Source organism: Rhizobium sp. RU35A (assembly GCF_900156005.1).
GTDB classification, from domain to species: domain Bacteria; phylum Pseudomonadota; class Alphaproteobacteria; order Rhizobiales; family Rhizobiaceae; genus Neorhizobium; species Neorhizobium straminoryzae.
Genome location: NZ_FTMR01000015.1, coordinates 72515 through 91896, shown reverse-complemented (window position 1 = coordinate 91896; position 19382 = coordinate 72515). Strand labels below are relative to the sequence as shown.

Here is a 19382-nt window from a genome sequence, read left to right as displayed (position 1 = left end):
AGGAATATGCAGACGGGAAATGTGACGACGCCCTTTGGGCGGCGGCCGGCTGTGCTTGCTCTTGTAAAGAGGCAGCTCCAGACGTCCGAGACAAAACCAAACCGCCCGGTCGAAAAATGGAAGGTGTTTCGCGACGCCTGTGAGGCCCGTGAACGCCTCGGCCTCCAGGACAGGGCGCTGACTGTGCTGGACGCATTGCTGACATTTTATCCGGAAAGCGAGCTCAACTGCGATAGCGGATTGGTGGTCTTCCCTTCGAACGCCCAGCTTTCTGTCAGAGCGCACGGCATCACTGGGACGACCCTGCGGCGACATCTGGCTGCCCTGGTCGAAGCCGGGCTCATCCAGCGCAAGGATAGTCCGAACGGGAAGCGCTACGCTCACCGGGACAAGTGTGGCGATATCGAGCAAGCTTTCGGGTTCGATCTTTCTCCACTTTTGGCTCGTGCTGCGGAACTTGCAATCCTGGCACAGGAAGTCGCTGCCGAACGCCTGCAGTTTAGACGGGCCAAAGAGGCGCTGACTATCTGCCGGCGTGATGTACGCAAGCTAATTTCCGCCGCGATGGAGGAGGGGGCCGACGGCGACTGGGAGGCCATCGAAGACATGTATGTCGGCATTGTCAGCCGACTTCCCCGCAATCCTGACCGTCACCAGGTGGAGGCAATCCTCGACGAGATTCAGCTTTTGCGCACTGAAATCCTCAACCTTCTGGAAAATCAGTTAGATTCTCAAAATATGGACGGCAATGGTGTTCAAAATGGCTGCCACATACAGAATTCAAAACCCGAATCCATCTATGAACTTGAACCTAGCTCTGGAAAAGAGCAGGGCGGAGCCGTCGAGCTGGAAGTAGCACCCAAAGCGGTTGCTCAGCCATTGGCAAAGCTGGAACAGATGAAGGCGTTCCCGCTGTCCATGGTCCTGAAAGCCTGCCCGCAGATTTCGGAATACGGGCCCGGCGGCACGATCTCCCATTGGCGCGAGCTGATGGGCGCTGCGGTGGTGGTTCGATCAATGCTTGGCGTCAGCCCGTCGGCTTATCAAGAAGCTTGCGAGGTGATGGGACCGGAGAACGCCGCAGTCGCTGTGGCAGCGATTCTGGAGAGGGCAGGGCATATCAACTCGGCAGGTGGATATCTCCGCGATCTCACGCGCCGAGCGAGGGCAGGGGAGTTCGGACTGGGACCGATGCTGATGTCGCTGATGCGTGCAAATGCGAACAGCGATCTGAAAGCGGGGTGAGCGGTAGTGCCGACGCACCGGGTCGTGGGCTCGATCAGATAGACCACAGGGACGAGGGACGACGCGTTCCTAAATGGCCATCACTTGACGGCCCTTTCCGTTCTTCAATCGTCTATCGGGGTATCGACCTTGGATGATTTTCGACCTGGTGGCCGGCCAGGGGGACGGCCTTTCCTGCTGACTCTAGCCGCTTTTCTAGTCAGTCGTTGGCGTTCGGCCTCAGCTTGTGCTTCGGCCTCCGCTTCCGCTTTTTGCCGAGCTTCAAGAACATCCTTAGGCGTCAGTTGGCCAACTATACCGATCAAACTGCGTATGGTGTCATGCGGGAGGTCATGAATGAGTCTGAAGAGTTCAACCCGATCATCGGCCTCTTCAGGATTTTTACCGTAGAGATGAGGTGCTGCGGCATGAATCATCTGCATCGGCAGGAACCCAAGGAGCTCGGAAAGGTGAATCATTCGAGAGACGGTCAGTCGCGAAATGTTCAGTTCGTAGCGGCTATAGACCACTCGAGCGAGACCAGCCAAAGTCGCGAAATCACTCTGGGTCAGACCAGTTTTCGCGCGTTCGTCGAGTAGGAATGCGGAAAGTTTTGCGTCGATCTCGCCGAAGCTGACTATGCCGTCGAATCCGTCCTTGCGGTACAAGGGTCTCTGGAAATCTGGATCTGTAGTCTCAACCAGTTCCCTTGATTTGATATAGTCGGATAGATTCCGCACCGTCGGCATTCCCTCAGTCCCCAAATCCGCCTGTGGCAGATATCACGCACCATAACGTGCCATTAAGGCACTGTCATCCTGCGCGCCAGTTACAAAACCCTAACAAAAATGGGGGAATGAACGCCAGGATCCTGATTTCCTCGATGTAAATCCGCAACTCAGGGCGCGTTGTCCATCACCTCAAGATCCAGTGGGAGCATTCCTGTTCACGGCTTTCGCAGCGATCAGGCTCCAGCCTTGGGCGCTGGATTGAAAAACGCCTTCGACCGTTCTTTCTTCGGAGATCCAGCTCAGCTTCACGCGCATTTCACAAGCCAAGGAAAGCTGGTCGATGCTGATGCATCTAGTGATCAAAATCTGAGACTTCGGCCCAAATGTCTCGAAGTCCCACATCGCGAACCGGAACAGCTCCCTTTTTGCGCGTTCGTTGGTTGGCCAATCAGCCTGTTTAATCGGCTCTGGTGCAGATGAGCTAATTCCGAGGATATTTCCCGTGATCGTCGGAAGGTATAACCCTGCCGATTCTAACCCGTCGGGGGCGATCATCAGTCCGAGGACGCTGCCTACGGCGACCCCGGCCAGAAATCGAAGGTCGAGGATCAATAACCATTATCCTTCAGGAATTGGTCGATTGCGGCCTTGACGATCACCGTCATTTTTAAGTCGTTTTCAGAGGCTGCGCGCTCCAAGCGTTTCTTGGTGTCGTAATCAAGAGGGCAATTGACGAAGTGCTTGCTCTCGCGCGCCTTGTTCTGCTTGAGCTCCTGCAGTCGTATCCTGGACGCCTCACGCTCCAACGACTTGTTCGTCGCTCTCTCCCGGCGAGCCTCCGGTGAGGGCAAAATCAAACTTGATCTTGGGGGCACCTGAACGGCTGGTACCTGAGCGGGAGCTTCTTCGACAGCGACCTCGTCCGGTTGATGGCTGGCGACCGCGTTTTCTGCTTCGTTGTCTATAGCCGGCTGCGACATTGGATTGGGTACATTCCCCCGGGACCGTCGCGGTGCAACGGGAAAATCAGATATGCTGGAAGTCCCTTTAGCCATTTTACGACCTCTTCTGCTCGTTCGGCAGGAAACGTTCAATTTCTTGCATCAAGGTCATGACCTCGCTCCGGGCCTTTTTGACTGAGTCGCTCAGCTCCAGCATTTGCAGCGTCCCATATCCAAGTCTGATGTCGCGGTATGGGTTTCGCTCATAAAGCTCAGTGTCCAAGAGGTATGAATCATATCCCTGTTCCTGCAAGTTTGCGATGAAGGGGCGTATCAGGCGGTAGGCTTCCAGTGAACGTCCCGGGAGAGTAATCCGGGTTCTGAAGTTGAGATGTGGAATGTTTCGCCCGGTACGATCGCAGGTGTCAGCCACGTCCATTGCTGCCTGGCCGGCAGCAAGAATCTCGTCTTGGTTTGGCTGGATCGGGGTCATAACGATGTCCGAGCCGGCGATGATCGTGTCTCGCAGCACGGTGTCTTGACCGGGCGAGTCGATCAGCACGACGTCAAACCCATGCGTTTCGTTCTCCAGAATATGCTGAAGTGATGCGTTGGTTACTGCCGTGCGAAGCTCAATGCCGTCTGGCCTGTTGTCTTTCGCATCGGAACGGGACCACCACTCATTCAGGTTTTGTCGGCCATCGGCATCGACCAAGAGCACTTGCTTACCATGAAGCGCATATTCTCCAGCGACTAGGATTGCGGCGGTTGTCTTGCCCGCTCCACCCTTGCCGCTTACCAGCGATATGCAGATTGCCATTGCACGATCCTCTCAAGACTAATGGTTCCCCCGCCCCCTAGCGATCCGACGTGGGTTCAATCGGCACATCAGTATCGTCGTTAAGATCTTCACATCGAAGCAAACTTAACATGTGAACACACGCAGGTTAAGATCAAAACATGCATGTGAACACACGCTTTAGAACATCTATGAAACCACACGAGTTGGTCGTGTGGTTTTTACAAGTGTCTGGGTCGAGTGGTGAACCCCGGAGCCGCGTGAGGCCTCACTTGGCGCTCGCACGGAAGGCGCAAGGGTGAAGAGCGAAGCGTCCCTTTCGCCTGAGTACGAGGGACAGACAAAGGCCTTCAGAAGCGGTTTTGGCGGTGAACCCTGCTGAGCGTTCCAACGGAAAGAGTGCGAAGCGAAGCGGAGCCAGTCAAGAGGTGGAATTAAATTGAAAGTAGGGTAAAGTGCTTTAGGTTAGAGTGGCAGGATACGCAAAAATGTTTTACATTTTGCATTGCGATCGTGGGACAAGCCCACGATGAGGGTCGCAAAGCTCCGGGGAGGCCTAGTCGATTGATGAGTGAGGACACAATCGAAGTGCCGACAGCCAAGCAACGCAAGGGGCGTCTAATCAACGTGCGCGTCAGCGATGCAGAGTATTCGGCCATCGAAGAAGCGGCCAAGTCGGCCGGTATGAGTGTGTCTGCTTTTTTCCGTTCGCTGCTCCTCGAGGGTGCTGGCGTTCGACCCATTCTGACTGCGGAAGACAGGTTGATCATGGCCGCGTTGCTCGAAGACATGCGGATGATCGGCATCAATTTGAATCAGGTAGCCCGCTCCCTGAATGCAGGAAAGGGTGTCCATCCCTCAGAGCTGGACATCAACCTTGGCAACGTACAGCGGATTCAGGCGGCTGTAATGAGTGAGCTGCGGACACTTTCGCGCCGTGCCGGGCATGAGCGCCGAGGCGAGGTGTAGGCCGTGGAGTTCTTTTTCGGCACTTTCACAAGCGAATGGGAGCAAAGGCGCGCGGCGCTATTGCACGAAATGACGCTCGGCGGCCGTGGGAGGGCTGTCGAGGAAGAGCTTGAGAAGAGACTGAAGAATCTGCAGCATCAGGTTGGGATGTCTAAAGGCGGGTCGGGATCTAGGGGAGGGGTGAGAACTTCGGCATTCAATGTGTCATCGCCTTCGAGGACGATGGCTGCCGGTTCGGGTGCTATGCGATCAATGGACGTTCGTCTTGCGAGCGTTGCCAAAGGGAGCCAGCCAGCCGTGGTCAAACTGGCTTCCTACGGTGGTGGCGCCCGCGTCGGCTCGATGCTCAACTATGTTTCCAGAGGGGGGGAGCTGAAGGTTGAGAACGAGAACGGCGAGACGTTGCGTGGCCGTGAGGAGCTGGCGCGTCTGCGTGGCGATTGGGATCACCTTTTCCAGAACCGGACCGAGAGCCGCGATATCGGCGCTTTTAGCGTCGAGGTGAGCTTGTCTGGCGTTTCTGGCGGCTTGGACCCGCATGAGCAGGTGCGGGACATTCTTAAGCGTGGCTTTGGTGATCGACGCTACGCTTACTCTGTCGAAACCCGAAACGATGGATCCTTGAGCGTCGACGGCTATGTTGTGTTGCGCAGCGGTCAGGGCGAGCGGCTGACGGCGGACGCGAAGGCGGCCGCCATCGTTCAGGAGCGTTTCAACGCCAGCGCCGTTGCGAAAGAGGCCCCCGCGGCTTTCTCGTTCACAGGCTATGGCAATGGCGTGGAATATGGCGCTGCCAAGTTGCGAGACCTGATCGCGCAGCGGAACGACGTTCGAGACGATCAGGGACGCTCGATTGCCGATGACAAGGCTGCGGGCGACCTGGTGCAAAAGGAATGGCGGGATGAGCTGCATAGCCGCAAGAGCCGTGACGTGATGCACGTGATCATGTCGGCGCGTGCCGGCACGGATGCTGTCGCTTTCGAAGGAGCTGTTCGCGACTTCCTGGCTGAGCAGTTTGCGGGCCATCGGTACGTTTTCGCTATGCACGATCCGGAGAGCGATCCGAAAGAAGCAGGGGAGGGGGGCAAGCGGCCGCATGTTCATGCCCATGCCATCGTCACCATGCGATCGGAATCGGGCGATCGGATCGAGACGACTCCGGCCACCTTCCGGCAATGGCGGGAGGTCATGGCCGAGAAGGCGCGTGACCACGGCATCAATATGGAAATGACCGATCGCCGCGAGTTCGCCACGCCGCCAGCCTTCACGCGTAATCAGGTTCGCGCCGTCAAGCATGACGGTCGAACCGAGCATGTCGGCACCAGCGAGCCAGCGCAGGCGCGATATGACGCAAAGCGAGCTGGTCGGCGCGTGGTGGCGACGAGCCAGAGAAGCCGCCAGTACATTCTAAAAGCGCAGGAGACCTGGCAGAAGATTGCAGTTAACGCCGGCGACACAGTGGTTGCGGCCTACGCCGCTCAGCATCGCTCCTATCTGGAAAACGGCCTTGCCCAAACGGATCAATCGCCTGCTGGTGCAGTCATCCATGCAGATTTCGGCGGTGATTACCGCTCCAATATGGTCGCAATCAGAGACATGTTGTCGGAGGCAAAGGACATGCGCGAGCAAACACGCCCAGAGTTCGAAGCGTACGAAAAGACGGTTGAAACGGCTCTGTTCAACCTTCAGCGCAGCGCTGGTCCAGAGGACCGGTCAGGCTTCGAAGAAGTGTCCTCCCTCGCTCGCGAGATCGTCGATCTGCGCAGGCAGATGGTTGAGCTGAAGGAGCGTGGGCTTGATGAGCAGGATGGACGAAACGCTGCTGGCGACGTCTCCAGAGAAAGTGGCGTCGCGCCGGAAAGAACGGCATCCGAGGTGCAAGAGCAGACGAATGCTAACGTCCAGTGGGAGGCAGCTGTTGCCAAGCATGGAGAGGCTGTCGTTGAGGTAGGTCGCGATGCGATGGCAAATGTGGAACACTATCGCTCCGGCCTCGCCCATATCGAAGCCGGCGATCTCGGAGACGAAAACCGGGAGCAGTATGAGAAGGGCCTTGAGGCTTCGCTTCATCATGCAGCTCAACTCGCCGCTTCCGGAAACGGCTATCTCCGGGATGTTGCCAACGAGGATCCGGAACTGCGCGCGGAGATCGAGACCATTGAACGTAATGAAGAGCGTGGGGACGAAAACAAGTCAAACAAGCAGCCGATAACTGCGGATACTGCCGACGATCGCCAACGCGATCTCAGGGTGGATCTGGAAGAGGAACGTCCGATTGGGCAAGCGGAGCGTGAGGCTCACCAGCTCGCTGAGACGGTGGACGCTACTCAGAGGCAGCAAGATCGTGTAAACAGAGACAGGGAAGCGGCCCAGCGGGGCGGCGAGACCACTCGGACTGATCCCGCGCAACAGCACATTCCTCGTCTCGAGGAGTTGGAGCGTGAACAGGTTGAACAGAGGGAGCGTAATCGGGACGACCGTGATCGCTAAAGTGTCATGCAGGACGGTAATCAGAACACCTACCTGGTGGAAGTAAACGACCCCAAGTCTGCCGACATCGTCGGCAAGATGATGGTGTGGGGTATGGTCTCCGTTGGGATCCTCGCGATCCTGATCAAGGTCTACGGGACCGTGATCGGCTGGTATCATGCTTCTGTGGCTTGGCTAACAGAGGCGGGTCAGTACGCAGCCAGCTTCTGGCCCTTCTGAACCTGAATTAGCGGTCGGCCTGTTCCATGATTGGATCAGGAACGGTCGCTGCGAATAGCTCTTCCAAGCTCTTCCTCTTGCGCGGTGATTTGCCTTCGGCTTCCCGTTCGACGACCTCCCTTAGACGACTAACCCGATCATTGTGCGCTTTTTCGATGTCGTTCTCTGAGACAGGTGTTGTGCGCTTTTGGGGAGCGGGCACAGCTGCCTTAGCAGGTTCCGGAGTGCCCCCGGCGCTGACCTTCTTGTTGGCCAGGGCGGATGGATTCACAACACGAGCGGGCGAGGTGGAGGGCGCTGGCTCTTTCGGAGCCTCCTCCTGGACAGGCGCCCGCGGCTCCTCCTCTTTCGCCTCAGTCGCAGGCTTTATCGCTTCCGCTTGTTCAGCTTGTTCCTGGCCTGCATTGGCATAGGCTGGCGTGGTCGCTGGAACAGGTTTAGGTGGCAGGTAATCGACAGTTGGAACGGTCGGTATGTGTGTCTGAGAATAGGCCTCCGCCTCCTTGAAGGGCTGCGTCTTAAAGAAGCGCAGCTTGTCTCCAAAGATTGGCCGCTGACCCTCCACCAGCAAGATCATCTTGTTCTCGGGCATCTGGCGCACTTCCTGCGGCATCATCAGGTCCCGATCGCGAATTTGCTCGACCTTTGTTCGGCGCGGGAGGCCCATAAGCTCGATAGTGCGGGATTCAGACTGATATCGGATGGTTCTCTTGCCAAGCGCGCGGGAAGCATATTCTGCCGTGGCCTGGTCATTGGCACCAAGGATGAGCTGATAGCCGCAGTTGCCAAGGAGCGAATGTCGGGACGTCTCACCATAGATCTCATCCAGGTTCTTCAGGTCCTGGATGATGAAGGCGAGCTTGATCTTATAGCCGGCCACATAGGGCAGCTTCGTCATGATCTCGTCCATGCGCTTCAGCTGGCGAAACTCATCCAGCAGGAAATAGACCGGCACGGAGTTGGGATCATGCTCAAGGGTAAGTATGTCCATCACCTGTTGAACGAACAGCGTCAGCAGCGGCCTAAGAAGCGTGATGTCGGTGATGTTCGGGGCAAGGTAGATTGTGATCGGGCGACGCTTCATGGATCGAAGGTCCATGTCGGTCATGTTCGTTGCGGCCACAACGCGTTCGTTCTTGAACGGCCTCATCGCCTTCTGGATATCAAGCAGTGCCGAGGCCGCGGCCCGATCCGAGAGAGACAGGTAGGAATTGAAGCTCTCCATCGTGAACTTCGACAGGTATGGCTCCTTCTCCTTGATGTACTTCATCAAGGCCTGCAGATCGGTCCCGCTGTTGAAGAAGGAGTTGATCTCGCCGAGGTTCCTGCGTCCTTTGTAGAAGGGGCTTTCGAGAACATAGCTGATGGCGCCGGCGAGAACCTGTTGAGCTGTGGCTTGCCAAACTGAATTCTCGGATTCGGTGTTTTCCGGTACAAGAATGCTGGCGATATTTTGAATGTCAGTCGTGCGATTGCCTCGCTCCGGACGAACGAAATCCAAGGGATTATAGCTGTTGGTCGTCTCGGAACCCGGCGCGAACAAGAAGACCTGGCTGCCGTTGCGCTTCCGATAGCCGGCGGTTGCCTTGTAGACCTCGCCCTTCAGATCCGTGACGATCATAGAGCCTTCGTGCATGAGAGCGTTGGGGATGACGTAGCCCGCGCCCTTACCGGATCGCGTCGGGCCAATAATGAGGTGGTGGCGATCGTCATACGCGCGGAGGACGTTGCTCCCGATGCGACCAAATATGTGACCTTTCTTGCCAAACCACTTCCCGCGCCGAAGGGTTGCAAGATCCTGAAAGGCCGCATCGCCCAATGGATTGCTGGTAGGTTTGAGCCCAAGGTAAGCAATGAGGCCTGATACGAGCAGCGCGGGCACTACGGAGCCGAGCGCGACTTTTTGAAGGGACGGGGAGGAGCTATAGGCCCAGAACTGCTGAATTGGTGCGAATGGGTTTGAGGTAATTGTCGCCTCGAGGATCCTACCGTCACCGTAGAAGAGCTGAAGCCCCGCCCCGTATGCCAGCATCCAGACTGCAAATGCGATCAACAGGCAGAAGAACAGATAGAAGGCCTGTAGCCCCTTACTCATGATGCATCCCGCGCGAAGTAGATTTCGGAAACCCCGCGCTTGCCGCCTTCCCGCCTGAGCTGGATCACGATCGGAATGACCATTTGGATGTAGGACATCAGGTCCTGCTTGGAGTAGCCGGCGGACATGCCGGACTGCTGCATCATCATGGCAAGCTGTTCATAGGCGCCGAGCGGCGTATCGGCGTGTACTGTCGACATGCTGCCCGGGTGGCCTGTGTTGATGGCGCGAAGGAATGAAAAGGCCTCAGCGCCACGAATCTCGCCAACAAAGAGGCGATCCGGCCGCATTCGAAGCGCCGATTCAAGAAGGTTTTGCATCGTCACGTTTGCAGTGCCTTGCCCACCCTTGGAGGCGATCAGGTGGACCGCGTTCTTCTGTGGTGGGAATAGCTCACGAGTGTCTTCAAGCGTCAGGATCCGCTCATTCAGGTCTACAGAGTTCAGGCACGCGTTCAGAAACGTGGTTTTGCCCGACGACGTGCCGCCACTGATCAGGATCGAAACCCGCTTCGTGATGGCCGTATGGATGAAGTCGTAGATCTTCTCCGCGCGTAGATAGGCGATCAGCTCCCGATCCACGTCGCTTAGGCCCCCGACGGCAACCGAGACTTTGTCGAGAGAGCCGTTGTCACGGTAGTCCTGCAGAGAAAAATTCTGCACAACCTGCTTACGGATCGTGATCGACCCACCGTCAGGTGCCGCGGGCGGCAAGACGACCTGGATACGTTCGCCGGTCGGCAGTGCTGCGCTAAGGATCGGATTAGCGGCGTTGAGGAACTGCTTTGTCGCTGCGGCAACCCGCTCGCCAATGTTCTCGATCTCGCGTGCCGTCAGAGCATCGATTTCATGATGCTCCATGTGATCAGCACCGAAGCGCTCAACATAAACTTGGCCTGGCCGATTCACTGCAATCTCAACCACCTTCGGGTCATCGAGAAATTGCCTGATGGGCTCCAGAGACCGGTTCAGAAAATAATGAGGATCATGAGCGGTCGTGTTACCTACCATAACGTTCACGTTTGATCTCCTTCATCGCTTCCGTGACAGGATCGTCGTACATGGCGCTGAAATCGAGGTCCTGGCGAACATAGACAAAGATCCGCTCGCCTTGCGGTACGCTGATCGTTGGCGGGATCCTCAAGTTTTCGGCAAGGACCGTGTTCGCCATGTCGCTGAAGGTCTGCGCGATCGTTTCTCGCGCCAATTCAGCACCTCGCTCAGTGTCATCGTTTCCGGAGCTGGAGTCGCTACCGTATCCGGTTAGATAGCTTGCACCGCCTCCGACGATCGACAGCAAGATTGATGCGCCAAAGCGCTCACGGAACTTGTTGTCGACATGACCCGTCAGGCCCGATCGCCCGAGGCTGTCCGTGCCGATGGAGTTCAAGCGCACCGACACGCCGTCATCCCGGATCAGCCTCGTCCACACGACAAAGACCCGCTTCTGCCCCCGCGTAACTTCGGACTGATATTCCCCGATCAGGCGTGTTCCTGTTGGGATCAGGACACGCCGCCCATCGAAGGAGTAGACATCCTTGGATGTGATGGCCCGGACCTGGCCCGGAAGGTCGCTGACGATCGCCGTTTCCAAGATGCCGGGGATCAGCGTGCCCTCTGGGATCATGGCGTCGATGCGCTCAATCTGCCGGGCCTTGGCGGAACGGTCACCGATCGCACTTGCGGAGGACAGGTACTGGCTGTTGCGATCCTCGCCAGCGACGGTCAAAGGCGTGCCGCTGTTCGAGCCATCGAGCGAACCATTCGCGGACCCTCCCAGGTTCTGGTCAAGCGTGATTAGCTTTGACCGAAATCGCTCCGGAAATACCTCTTCGGCGGGCGGGGGGGCGCTCGCCGGTTGAGCTACTTCGGGCGGGGGAGGCACGTTGAATTCAGTGACGTCCACCGGCGGAGCTGGCGGAGGTGGAAGTTCCAACACAGGCTGTTCGGGTGGTGGGGGAGTGGGTTCTCCATCGCGCACGAAACCGGGCGGCCGGAAGGTTGTGGTACGGAACTCCTCCTCACTTTGGGGGCTTTCAGGCGGGCTTTCTCCGGACCTGGCGAGCACCAGGTACGCGGCGAAGACGCCAGCCAACAAAAGGGCGGCCATGCCGACCGTTTGATTGCGCTTCACGTTTTGATTGCTGATTTCGGCCTCGTCGGCCGCCGCCATTGCGTCGAGTTCAGGGCTGCGCTTCATTAGTTGCCGCTCCTCCTGCGTTTGCTGGCATCAGGATCCGGCTTCGGAGCCATGATGTCAGGATCAGGTGCTGCAAAGTCTGGCTTGCGGAGGTTGAAAATGCACGTCCACTGGTTTCCGTCCCGGAGCGTGTATTGCGTGGCTACGCCGTCAACGACGATGTATTCGCCTTCCTTGCGGAAGTTTCGCAGGGTCTCGGAGAAGTCGGATTGAACGCCAAAAATGGCCGGCACGGTCCCTCGGCCGAACTTGAAAAAGGTCTTCTTTCCGTCATCGAAGACCATTGTCGGCTTCAGCGCCGCGTCGCCCGAGAAAGAGTAGTCAATATTGACGTTCGCTTTGTCGATGCTCGAAATGTTCGGGTTAGCTGCCCGAAACTCAGCCTCCTTCCGCAGAGACTCGTTCAGGTTCTTCTCCGGATAAACGAAGCGAATGCCGAAGACCTTTTTCCCTGCTTCCGGTGCATAGTCGTTGAGCTCAAGGAAGTAGATCCTCTTTGAGGTCACCACGTTCATGTTTGTGGAAACATCCTTGGCTATCGGCTTGACAAAAAGGATGTTGCCCTTTTCTGACGGGGCAACCTGCCAACTGTCGGTGTCGCCAAGCGAGATCGTCTCAAACTTCTCATCTTCGTCGAAGATGATCATCGTTGAGATGCCGTAGGTCGCAGATACCTTCACGACGTTGTTCGGCTGATAGACGACACTGGTCACACGCGCATCCAGACTGCCAGGGCGGGGCTGTTGCGCTGCATAGGCTTGGACTATCGTGAGAGCGGCGATCGACGCTGCGAGAGGCAAGCCATATTTCACTGCTGGCCTCCCGAGGTCACCGTTTCCTGATCACGGCGGTAGTCATAAACCTGGAAGCCCAACGGGTTTTCGAAGCGCCATTCGTTGCGCTCAGGCGTATCCGTGTAGCGATAGCGAACGATAGAGATAAAATGGCGTGTGATGACGTCTGAATCAGAGCGCTCATGCGTCGAGAACCGGACGAGCGCCGTTGTCGTGTTGGGGAAGGTGACAGACTTTATGTCGACGGTGATCGACTTATTTTTGCCGAGCCGGCGAGCTGGATTGTCAGGGTTCGCGGCACTCCATTGGGCTTGGAGGTCGCGCGCTGCGTCGCCGGTGGAGAGCAAAGCTGCAATTCCAAAGTTCTGCTCGATGGCAAAGGGATCATAGCCCTCGCGGGATCGAATGTAACGGACGACATTCGCCTGAGTGACCGCCTGCTGATCGGTGATGTTCGATGTTCGGGTCAGCCCTGTCTTGACCTCAATATAGCCAGTGTTCTTGTCGACCTCGACAATGTACGGCTCGAAGCTCTTGAGGGGCACGAGCATCACCAACGCGGAGAGCGACAGGATCGTGATGCCGCCGAAGATCAGCGTAATCAGCCAAGCGAACGCCTTGGATCGTTTGGCCTTTTTGACGATCTCTTGTTCCCAACGGTCCCCATCCTGAAAATAGCTCCGGAGAGCATCGTTATTCTCTGCCATGTATCCTAGCCCTTAATTCCCGCCACCAGTTGCCTAGTTGGGCAGACTGTTGTTGGTAATTCTGTTTTGTATCGCTTCTGCCGCACCAGCATTCCGGGTGTTTTCCTTCATGCCGGCATGGGTTCTGGTGCGTGCAGCCATTCCAATTTCTCCAGCCCTCCCGGCGACAGACCGGGCCGTGGTCAAAGCTCGTGCCGGCAGTGCAACACCGGTCGCGTAGCCAACCGATCGAGCGATCTGCCCAACGCCCGTTGCCACGCCCCCGGTAATTCCCTGGGCGAGCGTTTGAATGTTGAAGAGGACAAAAGCGCCCGCCGCGCAGATCAGGACGAAAGCCGAGATATCGTCTAGCTGGATCTCGTTCGCGGATGCTGCCGCTGCGACCTTCTGCAGTTCAGCGTCCATGGTCGTGATGAGAAAGGCGGCGACGACGTAAACGAAGAGCGGAATGATCGCGTACGTCAAAACCTGCTGGAACCAAGCCATTCCGTACTGGCGCGTGGAATCAAACAATAGGCAGGCGATAAAGATCGGTGCGGTGCCAAGCAGCACCCACATCATCACCTTCGCAAGCACGAGGATTGCAAGCGCAACGGCAATGAACAGCCCAACCGCTAGCATGATCAGGAAGCCCACGAGACCCGGCAGAATGGCGAAGTAGCCCGACTGCTCAGCGAAAGCTGCCGCTGCTTTATTCGCCGTCTCCCAAATCATGGAGAGGCCGTCTGTTGGCTCAGTTATCCCGGTACCGCTTGCCGTAAGAAGCGCCCGCCCCACGTCTTCCGGCGTGTTGTTCAGCCAGTCGTAAAAGAAAAGTTGGAAATTGCCCCACTGATCAATGAAGGCAACGATAAGCATCATCCGCACGACCCGGCCGACGATCTCTCCGACACTCACTCGCGCGGTCCCCATGACGAGTTGAAGTCCGTAATAGGCGACGTAGGCAATAAGCATGATCGTCAGCAAGGGCATGATCTCGTCGCCAACGACCTCATAAGCCCGCTCCGAGAAATTCCGCCCTGCATCTTCAAGAGCCTCAAGCAGGCCGCCTAGAAAGTTCATGGGGTCACTGCTCTCCGCTTGCAGCGAAAGCGTCGATCGCCGCTAGCGCTTCCGATGGGTTGCCATTCACGCTGGTCATTGGGCCACATTCATGTCGCGGATCCTCGGCGTAGGATGTGAGGTTTGCCGGCCTCTTGCACGGTGCAGTCTTCTCTTTCGGAGCACCGGCGCAGCCGGTTAAGCCGGCAGCAACCAGAACGGAGAGGAGCACAAAGCCTTTCACTCGAAATGTCTTAGTCACCGTAGGTCAGCGCCTTCTTGGTATTGGAGATGTCGACAAGGCGGCGCTGGTTTTGAGCCTGCAAGGAGCCGACCGCCCCATTCATCACGCCAATCATTTCGTTGATCGTCAGGCCGGTTTGAACCTGCAGCTGCGTGTTCTGATCGATGGACCCTTTGATGTCTTGGGCCTGGCCGATCTGCTGACCTGCCTGCTGGAATGCCTGTGTTCGCGACTGAACGGCCTGTTGCGAGCCGGTGACTAGGGCAGCAACTCCAAGGACGGTCTTCATCATCTCTTCGTAGGACTTGTCGCCGGAGAACGTGCTGTCCGCCTTGCCAGACAAGTTCTTTACTAGCTGAAGACCGTTGATGAAGGTGGTGGCAATCTGGCCGATGTCACCGCTCATGCTGCCGAAGTTCGGGACTCCGCCCTGCATGAGGCTGTCGAGTGACGGCATCTGAGAAACGCTGAACCCTTGACCAACGGCGAGGTTCTGCATGGGATTCGAAACGCTCCCGCGATCCCCCGTGACGGCTTTAAGCGTCTCTTCTACCGTCTTCAGAACCTCCTTGTTCGTATCCAGGATCTGATCGGTCGTCTGAGAGGTTTCCGTTGCAATCTTCAGATTGGCGCTGTCGATCACGGGAACCTGTGCATACGCGGTAGACGCCATCGCTAGCGAAAACGCAGTCAGAAATGCTCTTTTCATGGCCGTTCTCCTTGTCATTCGGCGCTCAACATCAGCTTCATGTCAGCCTCTGGTTCGAGTTTTCGAACGCAGGCCTGTTCCTCCGGATTCCACTCAAGCTGCAGTTCCTTGTCGCAGAGGTCAGCTACCTCGCGATCGTCTTCCTTCTTGTCTCGCTTGTAGCCGCTGGACCGCGAAGACCCCGAGAGCCCGCCCAGATCGAGTGCATTTTGAGAATTCATAAGCTCGGCAAACGTTGTTCCGAGGCGGATGACCTGGTTCATCATTTCGAGGTTCGCATTGCGTGCGCCGGAATTGTGGTCCCAGCTGTCTTGGATCGTGCCGCTTTCCATCTGGCCGAGTTGCTGAAGCCATGACGCGACGTTCCTGCTGTTTTCGGAAATCGACTGGCTGGTTGCCATTGAGTTGATCGTTGCGTCTCTCGCACCCGAAAAGCCCGACGTGCCTCCGCCGAAGTTTTCGGGGATGTTCGAAACATCTGAGCCTCCAAACTGAGGCATCCATTTGCCTTTGATCGCGGCGACATAGCCCTGCGTCTCCTTGAACGGAGGGATGCCGCCATACTTGCGGACGTTGCCTGGCCCCGCGTTGTACGCGGCGAGCGCAAGGTTGGTATTGCCGTTGAAGGTGCGGAGCTGCTGCTTCAGGTAGCGTGCGCCGCCGCGAAGGTTATCCTCGATATCGTGAGGATTCACGCCAAGATCCTTGGCTGTGCCCGGCATCAGCTGCGACAAGCCCATAGCGCCGACAGGCGACTTTGCGCAGGGATTGAACCGGCTCTCCTGGTAGACGAGAGACATGAAGAGGGTTTCGTCTACCCCTTCCTCACGCGCCACTCGCTTCACGAGCCCGACAATCTCCGGATTGGCTTGTGCTGCCGAGGGGGCGTCACCTCCGCGCCCCGGCCGGTACATCGAGCAGGTCACGCTCTTGCTCACGGAGTGCCGGCGACTGTCTGTTTCTTCGATCTGCTTCGTCGTTTCACTGCGCACTGCATCTGTTGAAGTGAGGGCGTCATCCGTAACAGGAACTTGCGAGGAGGCGGGGGGCGCTGTTCCCCAAGCCAAGGCTGCAACTAGCAGCGTTAGAGTCCGATTGTCCCTCATTCGGTCTTCTCCCATCCGCAGAATTTCGCCAACCAGTTTTCGGGTTCGTCTCCGTAATGCTCGCGAAGTGCAGCGCACTCCTCGATCGTCTCCTTGCGTCCTGAAAGCACCTTCACGAGATCCGGCATTGTCGACAGATCGAGACGCGCAATGACAGAGTCGTTGCCATGTTTAATCAGGAAGGTTCTCTTTTCAGGAGGCGTGTTCTTGATGAACTTGAACTCCTTCACCGTCAGGCCGAAGCGCTTGATGTAACTCTCTTCGTCAGCCCGTGGGTTCGGGAAGTGGATGTTGGTCGCCGATTGCTCAATGAGCGTGTGCGACGCTTTGGATTTGGTAATGTCAGCAGCCGACTGCGTACCAAAGCCCACGATGCCGTTGAGCTTTCGGATCGTCTTCATCTTGTCGACGATGAAGGCGCTGAAAGTGTCATCCATCAGCAGCTGCCAGCCTTCATCCATGAAGAACATGACGGGGTTACCGTCCAGCAGCTCGTCCAGCCGATGGTAAAGATACATCAGCGCAGGGGTTCTTAGCTCCTCGTTTCCGAGGATGTTGGTCATATCAAAGCCAAAGACGCTGTGACCCGAGAAGGACAGGACGTCATGGGGCGCGTTGAACAGCCAGGCTTTTTCGCCTTCGATCCAAGGGCGAAGCCGCGAGTATAGATCGTTGGCATCGGCCTTGGACCGCCCCATCAAGAGGCCGGCAAGATTCGGGAGGTTCCGCTGAGCTGCAGGCTCCTGCATGATCCGGACGATCGCCTTTTCCAGCGTGTCCTCGTCCTCTTGCGTGAAGTCGGTGCGACGATCGCCGCGCAGCATGGCCTTGAGCAGACGGACCAGAAATTCCCGATTCTCGCCGGTGTTTTCCAATTGCAGCGGGTTAAAGCCCGTGGGCGTTCCCGGAGACAGAACCTCGTAGGCTCCGCCGATCGCCCTGACGAAGATCTCGGCCCCGCGGTCCTTGTCGAAGAACACGGCGCGAGGCGTGGGTGAAACCCGCATCGCCTGAGCCAGCAGGAAGGTCAAACCAACGGTCTTGCCGGATCCTGTCGGACCAGTCACCGTGAAGTGCCCGATATCGCGACGGTGGAAGTTGAACCAGTAGGGGGTTTGTGAGGTCGTTTCCAGAATGGTGATCGGCAGGCCCCAATGGGTGCGATCCGCTTGTCCAGTCGCGAAATTATGCATCGAGGAAAGGCCGGAGAAGTTGGCGCTCGACAGCATGGCGATGCGGGAGATGTAGGAGCGGTTTCCCGGCAGCTGCGCCCAGAACGCCGCTTCTAGATTGAGATCCTCCCGGAGCCAGTTGATGTTCATGTCGGTGAGGCAAGCGCCAAGTTCCGACACGCAACGGCTCAATCCGTCGAGGTCCCGCGAAATGCACAGAAGCGAAAAATGATGGAAGCCGAATACAGCCTCCTGATTGAGGAGGCTGTTCAATGCATAGTCGATGTCGGATTCGACCGAGCTACCCGCTTCGTCGGAGGCCTTGATTTGGCGTTGAAGGCGGCTGATCCGCTCTTGTGCGATCGGCTTGTCTGCAAGGGTGAAAGACTGGGTGAGGATGAACTCGTGGTTCACCTGCAGCAACCCATCCAACATGCCGGGACCAGTGAATGGAGGATATTCTTTGATCGAGAGGAGAGCGGCATAGCGGCTATCTTCGTCCACCGCCGCTTGTGCCTGCATCGTCCGCTTTGAAAAGTGAAGCCGTGAAGTGCCGACGTAGTTGCGGATTCCCATGCGCGGAAGCCGCATCTTTCGCGGCACACCGCAGGTCAGGATCGTGTTGAAGAACTCGCAGGGCTCCGAATACGGATCGCCCTTAGCCTCTTCTCCATCGATGTCTTTCTTCGCGGTATCGTCCGATTTCTTGCGATACGTGATGCCAAGCGGCTTTGCGCCGTACTTGTGCAACTCTTTCACGATGTTCCCAACCAGCTCTTCAAGGTCGGTCACGTCTTCACGGGTCGCTTGGGCCCTGGCCTCCTTGTTCGAGCGTTCAAAGATCCGCTTTAGCGAGTCGCCGAGGCCAAGCGCCCCTTTCATGCCCGAACGCACGATCGTCAGGTAGATTTCGTTCGTAAACATCCGCTTCTTGCGAAGTTGGTCCATATAGCGATCGTTCAGGATCTCGCAGAAGGAGGAATCGAACGAACCGCCGATTTCGGTCTCCACCTCACGACGGATTACAGTCGACCAAAGAGAATAGCGGCTCGAACCTAGTGCTCGGATCATGGTGTTCTGCACAACAGAACGCATGTTCAATTCGGCCTGGTCCTCCGTCTGGAAGAACAGTCCATCAAGCTTGATGACGCTGATCAGGGTTCCATTCTCGAGCCCGATGATCGTGTCAGACACATGCCGCATATAGGGGATGTGAACGGACATAGGCCGCTCGTTGCCGGCGACCTTCCCAAACCCAAGCTCTTCCTTGACGACTTTCAGCATCTACTATGGTCCGTATGAGTTGGTGCCCCAAAAGCGCTTGTTGGGGGTCCTTGGCGTCTTGCGGGACGTGACCTGCAGGACGTCGAGAATCTTGCTGTCCCAGGCACAAAGCGAGAAAAGGACAAGGTAGGCGGCTGGCGCGATCAGCAGTGCCGCCAGATGGTTCGTCACCAGCCACCCAATGATTGTCACGCCGATGATCAGGACGACCGCCATGTAGGGCACGCCCCATAGCGTCGGAGAACGGGTCAAGCCGATCACCAACGGCGTCAAAGCTGGCTTCTCGTCCTGAAAATCGCTCATCAGCCGCCGCCTACCGACGAAATCATCTGGTCAACGATGGCAGGAGCGCCGAACACGAGACCGATGCCAATGACGACGGCTCCGGCCGTGAACCACGAAAGCCTGCCGGCAAAGGCAAGGAAGCCGAGGCCAATCACGGCGATGATTGCCATCAGACGTCCAAAGGGGCCGGTGATGAAGTCAACGATCATCTGCACGGCTGTCTGAAGGGGGGCGAATGCACCGCCGCCGCCACCGCTAGCCTGTGCAAGCGCTTGATCAGCGCCAGCAACTTGCAGGGCTGCCACCAAGCCAATGACGGCTACTGCCTTCAATGCCCCGGAATGCCGGGAAACGACGTTCTTCATGGTTCTCT

At 57.2% G+C, this 19382-nt stretch carries 20 protein-coding genes; 4 read left to right on the top strand and 16 right to left on the bottom strand.

What is annotated here, in order from left to right; translation table 11 throughout:
- The first annotated feature begins 6 nt into the window (after window positions 1-6).
- Window positions 7-1245: a plasmid replication protein RepC gene (gene repC / locus F3H95_RS24280; RefSeq protein ID WP_149747847.1), complete on the top strand. Its 1239-nt coding sequence runs from the start codon at window positions 7-9 to the stop codon at window positions 1243-1245.
- 104 nt (window positions 1246-1349) lie between these two features.
- Here repC and F3H95_RS24275 read toward each other — a convergent pair whose 3' ends face one another.
- The 4 genes from F3H95_RS24275 to F3H95_RS24260 all read right to left on the bottom strand — a co-directional run bounded on the left by F3H95_RS24275 (window position 1350) and on the right by F3H95_RS24260 (window position 3716).
- Complete coding sequence (locus tag F3H95_RS24275) at window positions 1350-1973, bottom strand: helix-turn-helix transcriptional regulator (RefSeq protein WP_149747846.1); 624 nt, start codon at window positions 1971-1973, stop codon at window positions 1350-1352.
- A gap of 171 nt (window positions 1974-2144) precedes the next feature.
- A complete protein-coding gene (locus tag F3H95_RS24270) occupies window positions 2145-2567 on the bottom strand; it encodes a hypothetical protein (protein WP_149747845.1) in 423 nt (140 codons plus the stop codon).
- Window positions 2564-2935 (bottom strand): hypothetical protein, encoded by a 372-nt coding sequence (locus tag F3H95_RS27540; RefSeq protein WP_244618125.1) that lies wholly within the window; start codon window positions 2933-2935, stop codon window positions 2564-2566. The genes F3H95_RS24270 and F3H95_RS27540 overlap by 4 nt, the downstream gene beginning before the upstream one ends.
- A gap of 76 nt (window positions 2936-3011) precedes the next feature.
- Window positions 3012-3716, bottom strand: coding sequence for a ParA family protein (locus tag F3H95_RS24260; protein ID WP_149747844.1), 705 nt, complete (start codon window positions 3714-3716; stop codon window positions 3012-3014).
- A 546-nt stretch (window positions 3717-4262) separates the two neighbouring features.
- Between F3H95_RS24260 and F3H95_RS24255 the strand changes: the two genes are divergently transcribed.
- Genes F3H95_RS24255 through F3H95_RS24245 form a run of 3 tightly spaced genes read left to right on the top strand, consistent with a single transcriptional unit; the run spans window position 4263 to window position 7373 of the window.
- Window positions 4263-4664 (top strand): DUF6290 family protein, encoded by a 402-nt coding sequence (locus F3H95_RS24255; RefSeq protein WP_107341890.1) that lies wholly within the window; start codon window positions 4263-4265, stop codon window positions 4662-4664.
- Between the two features lie 3 nt (window positions 4665-4667).
- A complete protein-coding gene (locus F3H95_RS24250) occupies window positions 4668-7154 on the top strand; it encodes a conjugal transfer protein TraA (protein ID WP_149747843.1) in 2487 nt (828 codons plus the stop codon).
- Window positions 7155-7160: 6 nt separating this feature from the next.
- Window positions 7161-7373, top strand: coding sequence for a hypothetical protein (locus F3H95_RS24245; RefSeq protein WP_052642558.1), 213 nt, complete (start codon window positions 7161-7163; stop codon window positions 7371-7373).
- Between the two features lie 7 nt (window positions 7374-7380).
- Here the strand turns inward: F3H95_RS24245 and F3H95_RS24240 are convergent, their stop codons facing one another.
- Genes F3H95_RS24240 through F3H95_RS24185 form a run of 12 tightly spaced genes read right to left on the bottom strand, consistent with a single transcriptional unit; the run spans window position 7381 to window position 19374 of the window.
- The gene (locus F3H95_RS24240; protein WP_149747842.1) at window positions 7381-9468 is read right to left on the bottom strand and encodes a type IV secretory system conjugative DNA transfer family protein; all 2088 of its coding nucleotides are present in this window, start codon (window positions 9466-9468) and stop codon (window positions 7381-7383) included.
- Window positions 9465-10487 carry a P-type DNA transfer ATPase VirB11 gene (virB11, locus tag F3H95_RS24235; RefSeq protein ID WP_149747841.1) on the bottom strand — a complete coding sequence of 341 codons (1023 nt, stop codon included), beginning with the start codon at window positions 10485-10487 and terminating at the stop codon, window positions 9465-9467. Before virB11 ends, F3H95_RS24240 begins: the two co-directional genes overlap by 4 nt.
- Window positions 10468-11667 carry a type IV secretion system protein VirB10 gene (gene virB10 / locus F3H95_RS24230; protein ID WP_149747840.1) on the bottom strand — a complete coding sequence of 400 codons (1200 nt, stop codon included), beginning with the start codon at window positions 11665-11667 and terminating at the stop codon, window positions 10468-10470. Before virB10 ends, virB11 begins: the two co-directional genes overlap by 20 nt.
- A complete protein-coding gene (locus F3H95_RS24225; RefSeq protein WP_149747839.1) occupies window positions 11667-12479 on the bottom strand; it encodes a TrbG/VirB9 family P-type conjugative transfer protein in 813 nt (270 codons plus the stop codon). Before F3H95_RS24225 ends, virB10 begins: the two co-directional genes overlap by 1 nt.
- Window positions 12476-13168, bottom strand: a complete 693-nt coding sequence (locus tag F3H95_RS24220; RefSeq protein WP_037093755.1) for a type IV secretion system protein — start codon at window positions 13166-13168, stop codon at window positions 12476-12478. Before F3H95_RS24220 ends, F3H95_RS24225 begins: the two co-directional genes overlap by 4 nt.
- Before the next feature lie 33 nt (window positions 13169-13201).
- Entirely contained in the window at window positions 13202-14230 is a 1029-nt protein-coding gene (locus F3H95_RS24215) for a type IV secretion system protein (protein WP_149747838.1), read from the bottom strand.
- A gap of 4 nt (window positions 14231-14234) precedes the next feature.
- Window positions 14235-14471, bottom strand: coding sequence for a hypothetical protein (locus F3H95_RS27535; protein WP_149747837.1), 237 nt, complete (start codon window positions 14469-14471; stop codon window positions 14235-14237).
- Window positions 14464-15162, bottom strand: coding sequence for a type IV secretion system protein (locus F3H95_RS24205; protein ID WP_149747836.1), 699 nt, complete (start codon window positions 15160-15162; stop codon window positions 14464-14466). The genes F3H95_RS27535 and F3H95_RS24205 overlap by 8 nt, the downstream gene beginning before the upstream one ends.
- A gap of 14 nt (window positions 15163-15176) precedes the next feature.
- Entirely contained in the window at window positions 15177-16268 is a 1092-nt protein-coding gene (locus F3H95_RS24200) for a lytic transglycosylase domain-containing protein (RefSeq protein WP_149747835.1), read from the bottom strand.
- Window positions 16265-18724, bottom strand: a complete 2460-nt coding sequence (locus tag F3H95_RS24195; RefSeq protein WP_149747834.1) for a VirB4 family type IV secretion/conjugal transfer ATPase — start codon at window positions 18722-18724, stop codon at window positions 16265-16267. The genes F3H95_RS24200 and F3H95_RS24195 overlap by 4 nt, the downstream gene beginning before the upstream one ends.
- Before the next feature lie 3 nt (window positions 18725-18727).
- A complete protein-coding gene (locus F3H95_RS24190; RefSeq protein WP_081950740.1) occupies window positions 18728-19027 on the bottom strand; it encodes a VirB3 family type IV secretion system protein in 300 nt (99 codons plus the stop codon).
- Complete coding sequence (locus F3H95_RS24185; RefSeq protein ID WP_052642572.1) at window positions 19027-19374, bottom strand: TrbC/VirB2 family protein; 348 nt, start codon at window positions 19372-19374, stop codon at window positions 19027-19029. Before F3H95_RS24185 ends, F3H95_RS24190 begins: the two co-directional genes overlap by 1 nt.
- Window positions 19375-19382: the final 8 nt, after the last annotated feature.

Coding starts and splice junctions, on each gene's coding strand:
- F3H95_RS24275 (WP_149747846.1), bottom strand. CDS start 1,973: ATGCCGACGGTGCGGAATCTATCCGACTATATCAAATCAAGGGAACTG.
- F3H95_RS24205 (WP_149747836.1), bottom strand. CDS start 15,162: ATGAAAAGAGCATTTCTGACTGCGTTTTCGCTAGCGATGGCGTCTACC.
- F3H95_RS24190 (WP_081950740.1), bottom strand. CDS start 19,027: ATGAGCGATTTTCAGGACGAGAAGCCAGCTTTGACGCCGTTGGTGATC.
- F3H95_RS24245 (WP_052642558.1), top strand. CDS start 7,161: ATGCAGGACGGTAATCAGAACACCTACCTGGTGGAAGTAAACGACCCC.
- F3H95_RS24260 (WP_149747844.1), bottom strand. CDS start 3,716: ATGGCAATCTGCATATCGCTGGTAAGCGGCAAGGGTGGAGCGGGCAAG.
- F3H95_RS24215 (WP_149747838.1), bottom strand. CDS start 14,230: ATGAACTTTCTAGGCGGCCTGCTTGAGGCTCTTGAAGATGCAGGGCGG.
- F3H95_RS24195 (WP_149747834.1), bottom strand. CDS start 18,724: ATGCTGAAAGTCGTCAAGGAAGAGCTTGGGTTTGGGAAGGTCGCCGGC.
- F3H95_RS27540 (WP_244618125.1), bottom strand. CDS start 2,935: ATGTCGCAGCCGGCTATAGACAACGAAGCAGAAAACGCGGTCGCCAGC.
- virB10 (WP_149747840.1), bottom strand. CDS start 11,667: ATGAAGCGCAGCCCTGAACTCGACGCAATGGCGGCGGCCGACGAGGCC.
- repC (WP_149747847.1), top strand. CDS start 7: ATGCAGACGGGAAATGTGACGACGCCCTTTGGGCGGCGGCCGGCTGTG.
- F3H95_RS24200 (WP_149747835.1), bottom strand. CDS start 16,268: ATGAGGGACAATCGGACTCTAACGCTGCTAGTTGCAGCCTTGGCTTGG.
- F3H95_RS24185 (WP_052642572.1), bottom strand. CDS start 19,374: ATGAAGAACGTCGTTTCCCGGCATTCCGGGGCATTGAAGGCAGTAGCC.
- F3H95_RS24220 (WP_037093755.1), bottom strand. CDS start 13,168: ATGGCAGAGAATAACGATGCTCTCCGGAGCTATTTTCAGGATGGGGAC.
- F3H95_RS24240 (WP_149747842.1), bottom strand. CDS start 9,468: ATGAGTAAGGGGCTACAGGCCTTCTATCTGTTCTTCTGCCTGTTGATC.
- F3H95_RS24255 (WP_107341890.1), top strand. CDS start 4,263: ATGAGTGAGGACACAATCGAAGTGCCGACAGCCAAGCAACGCAAGGGG.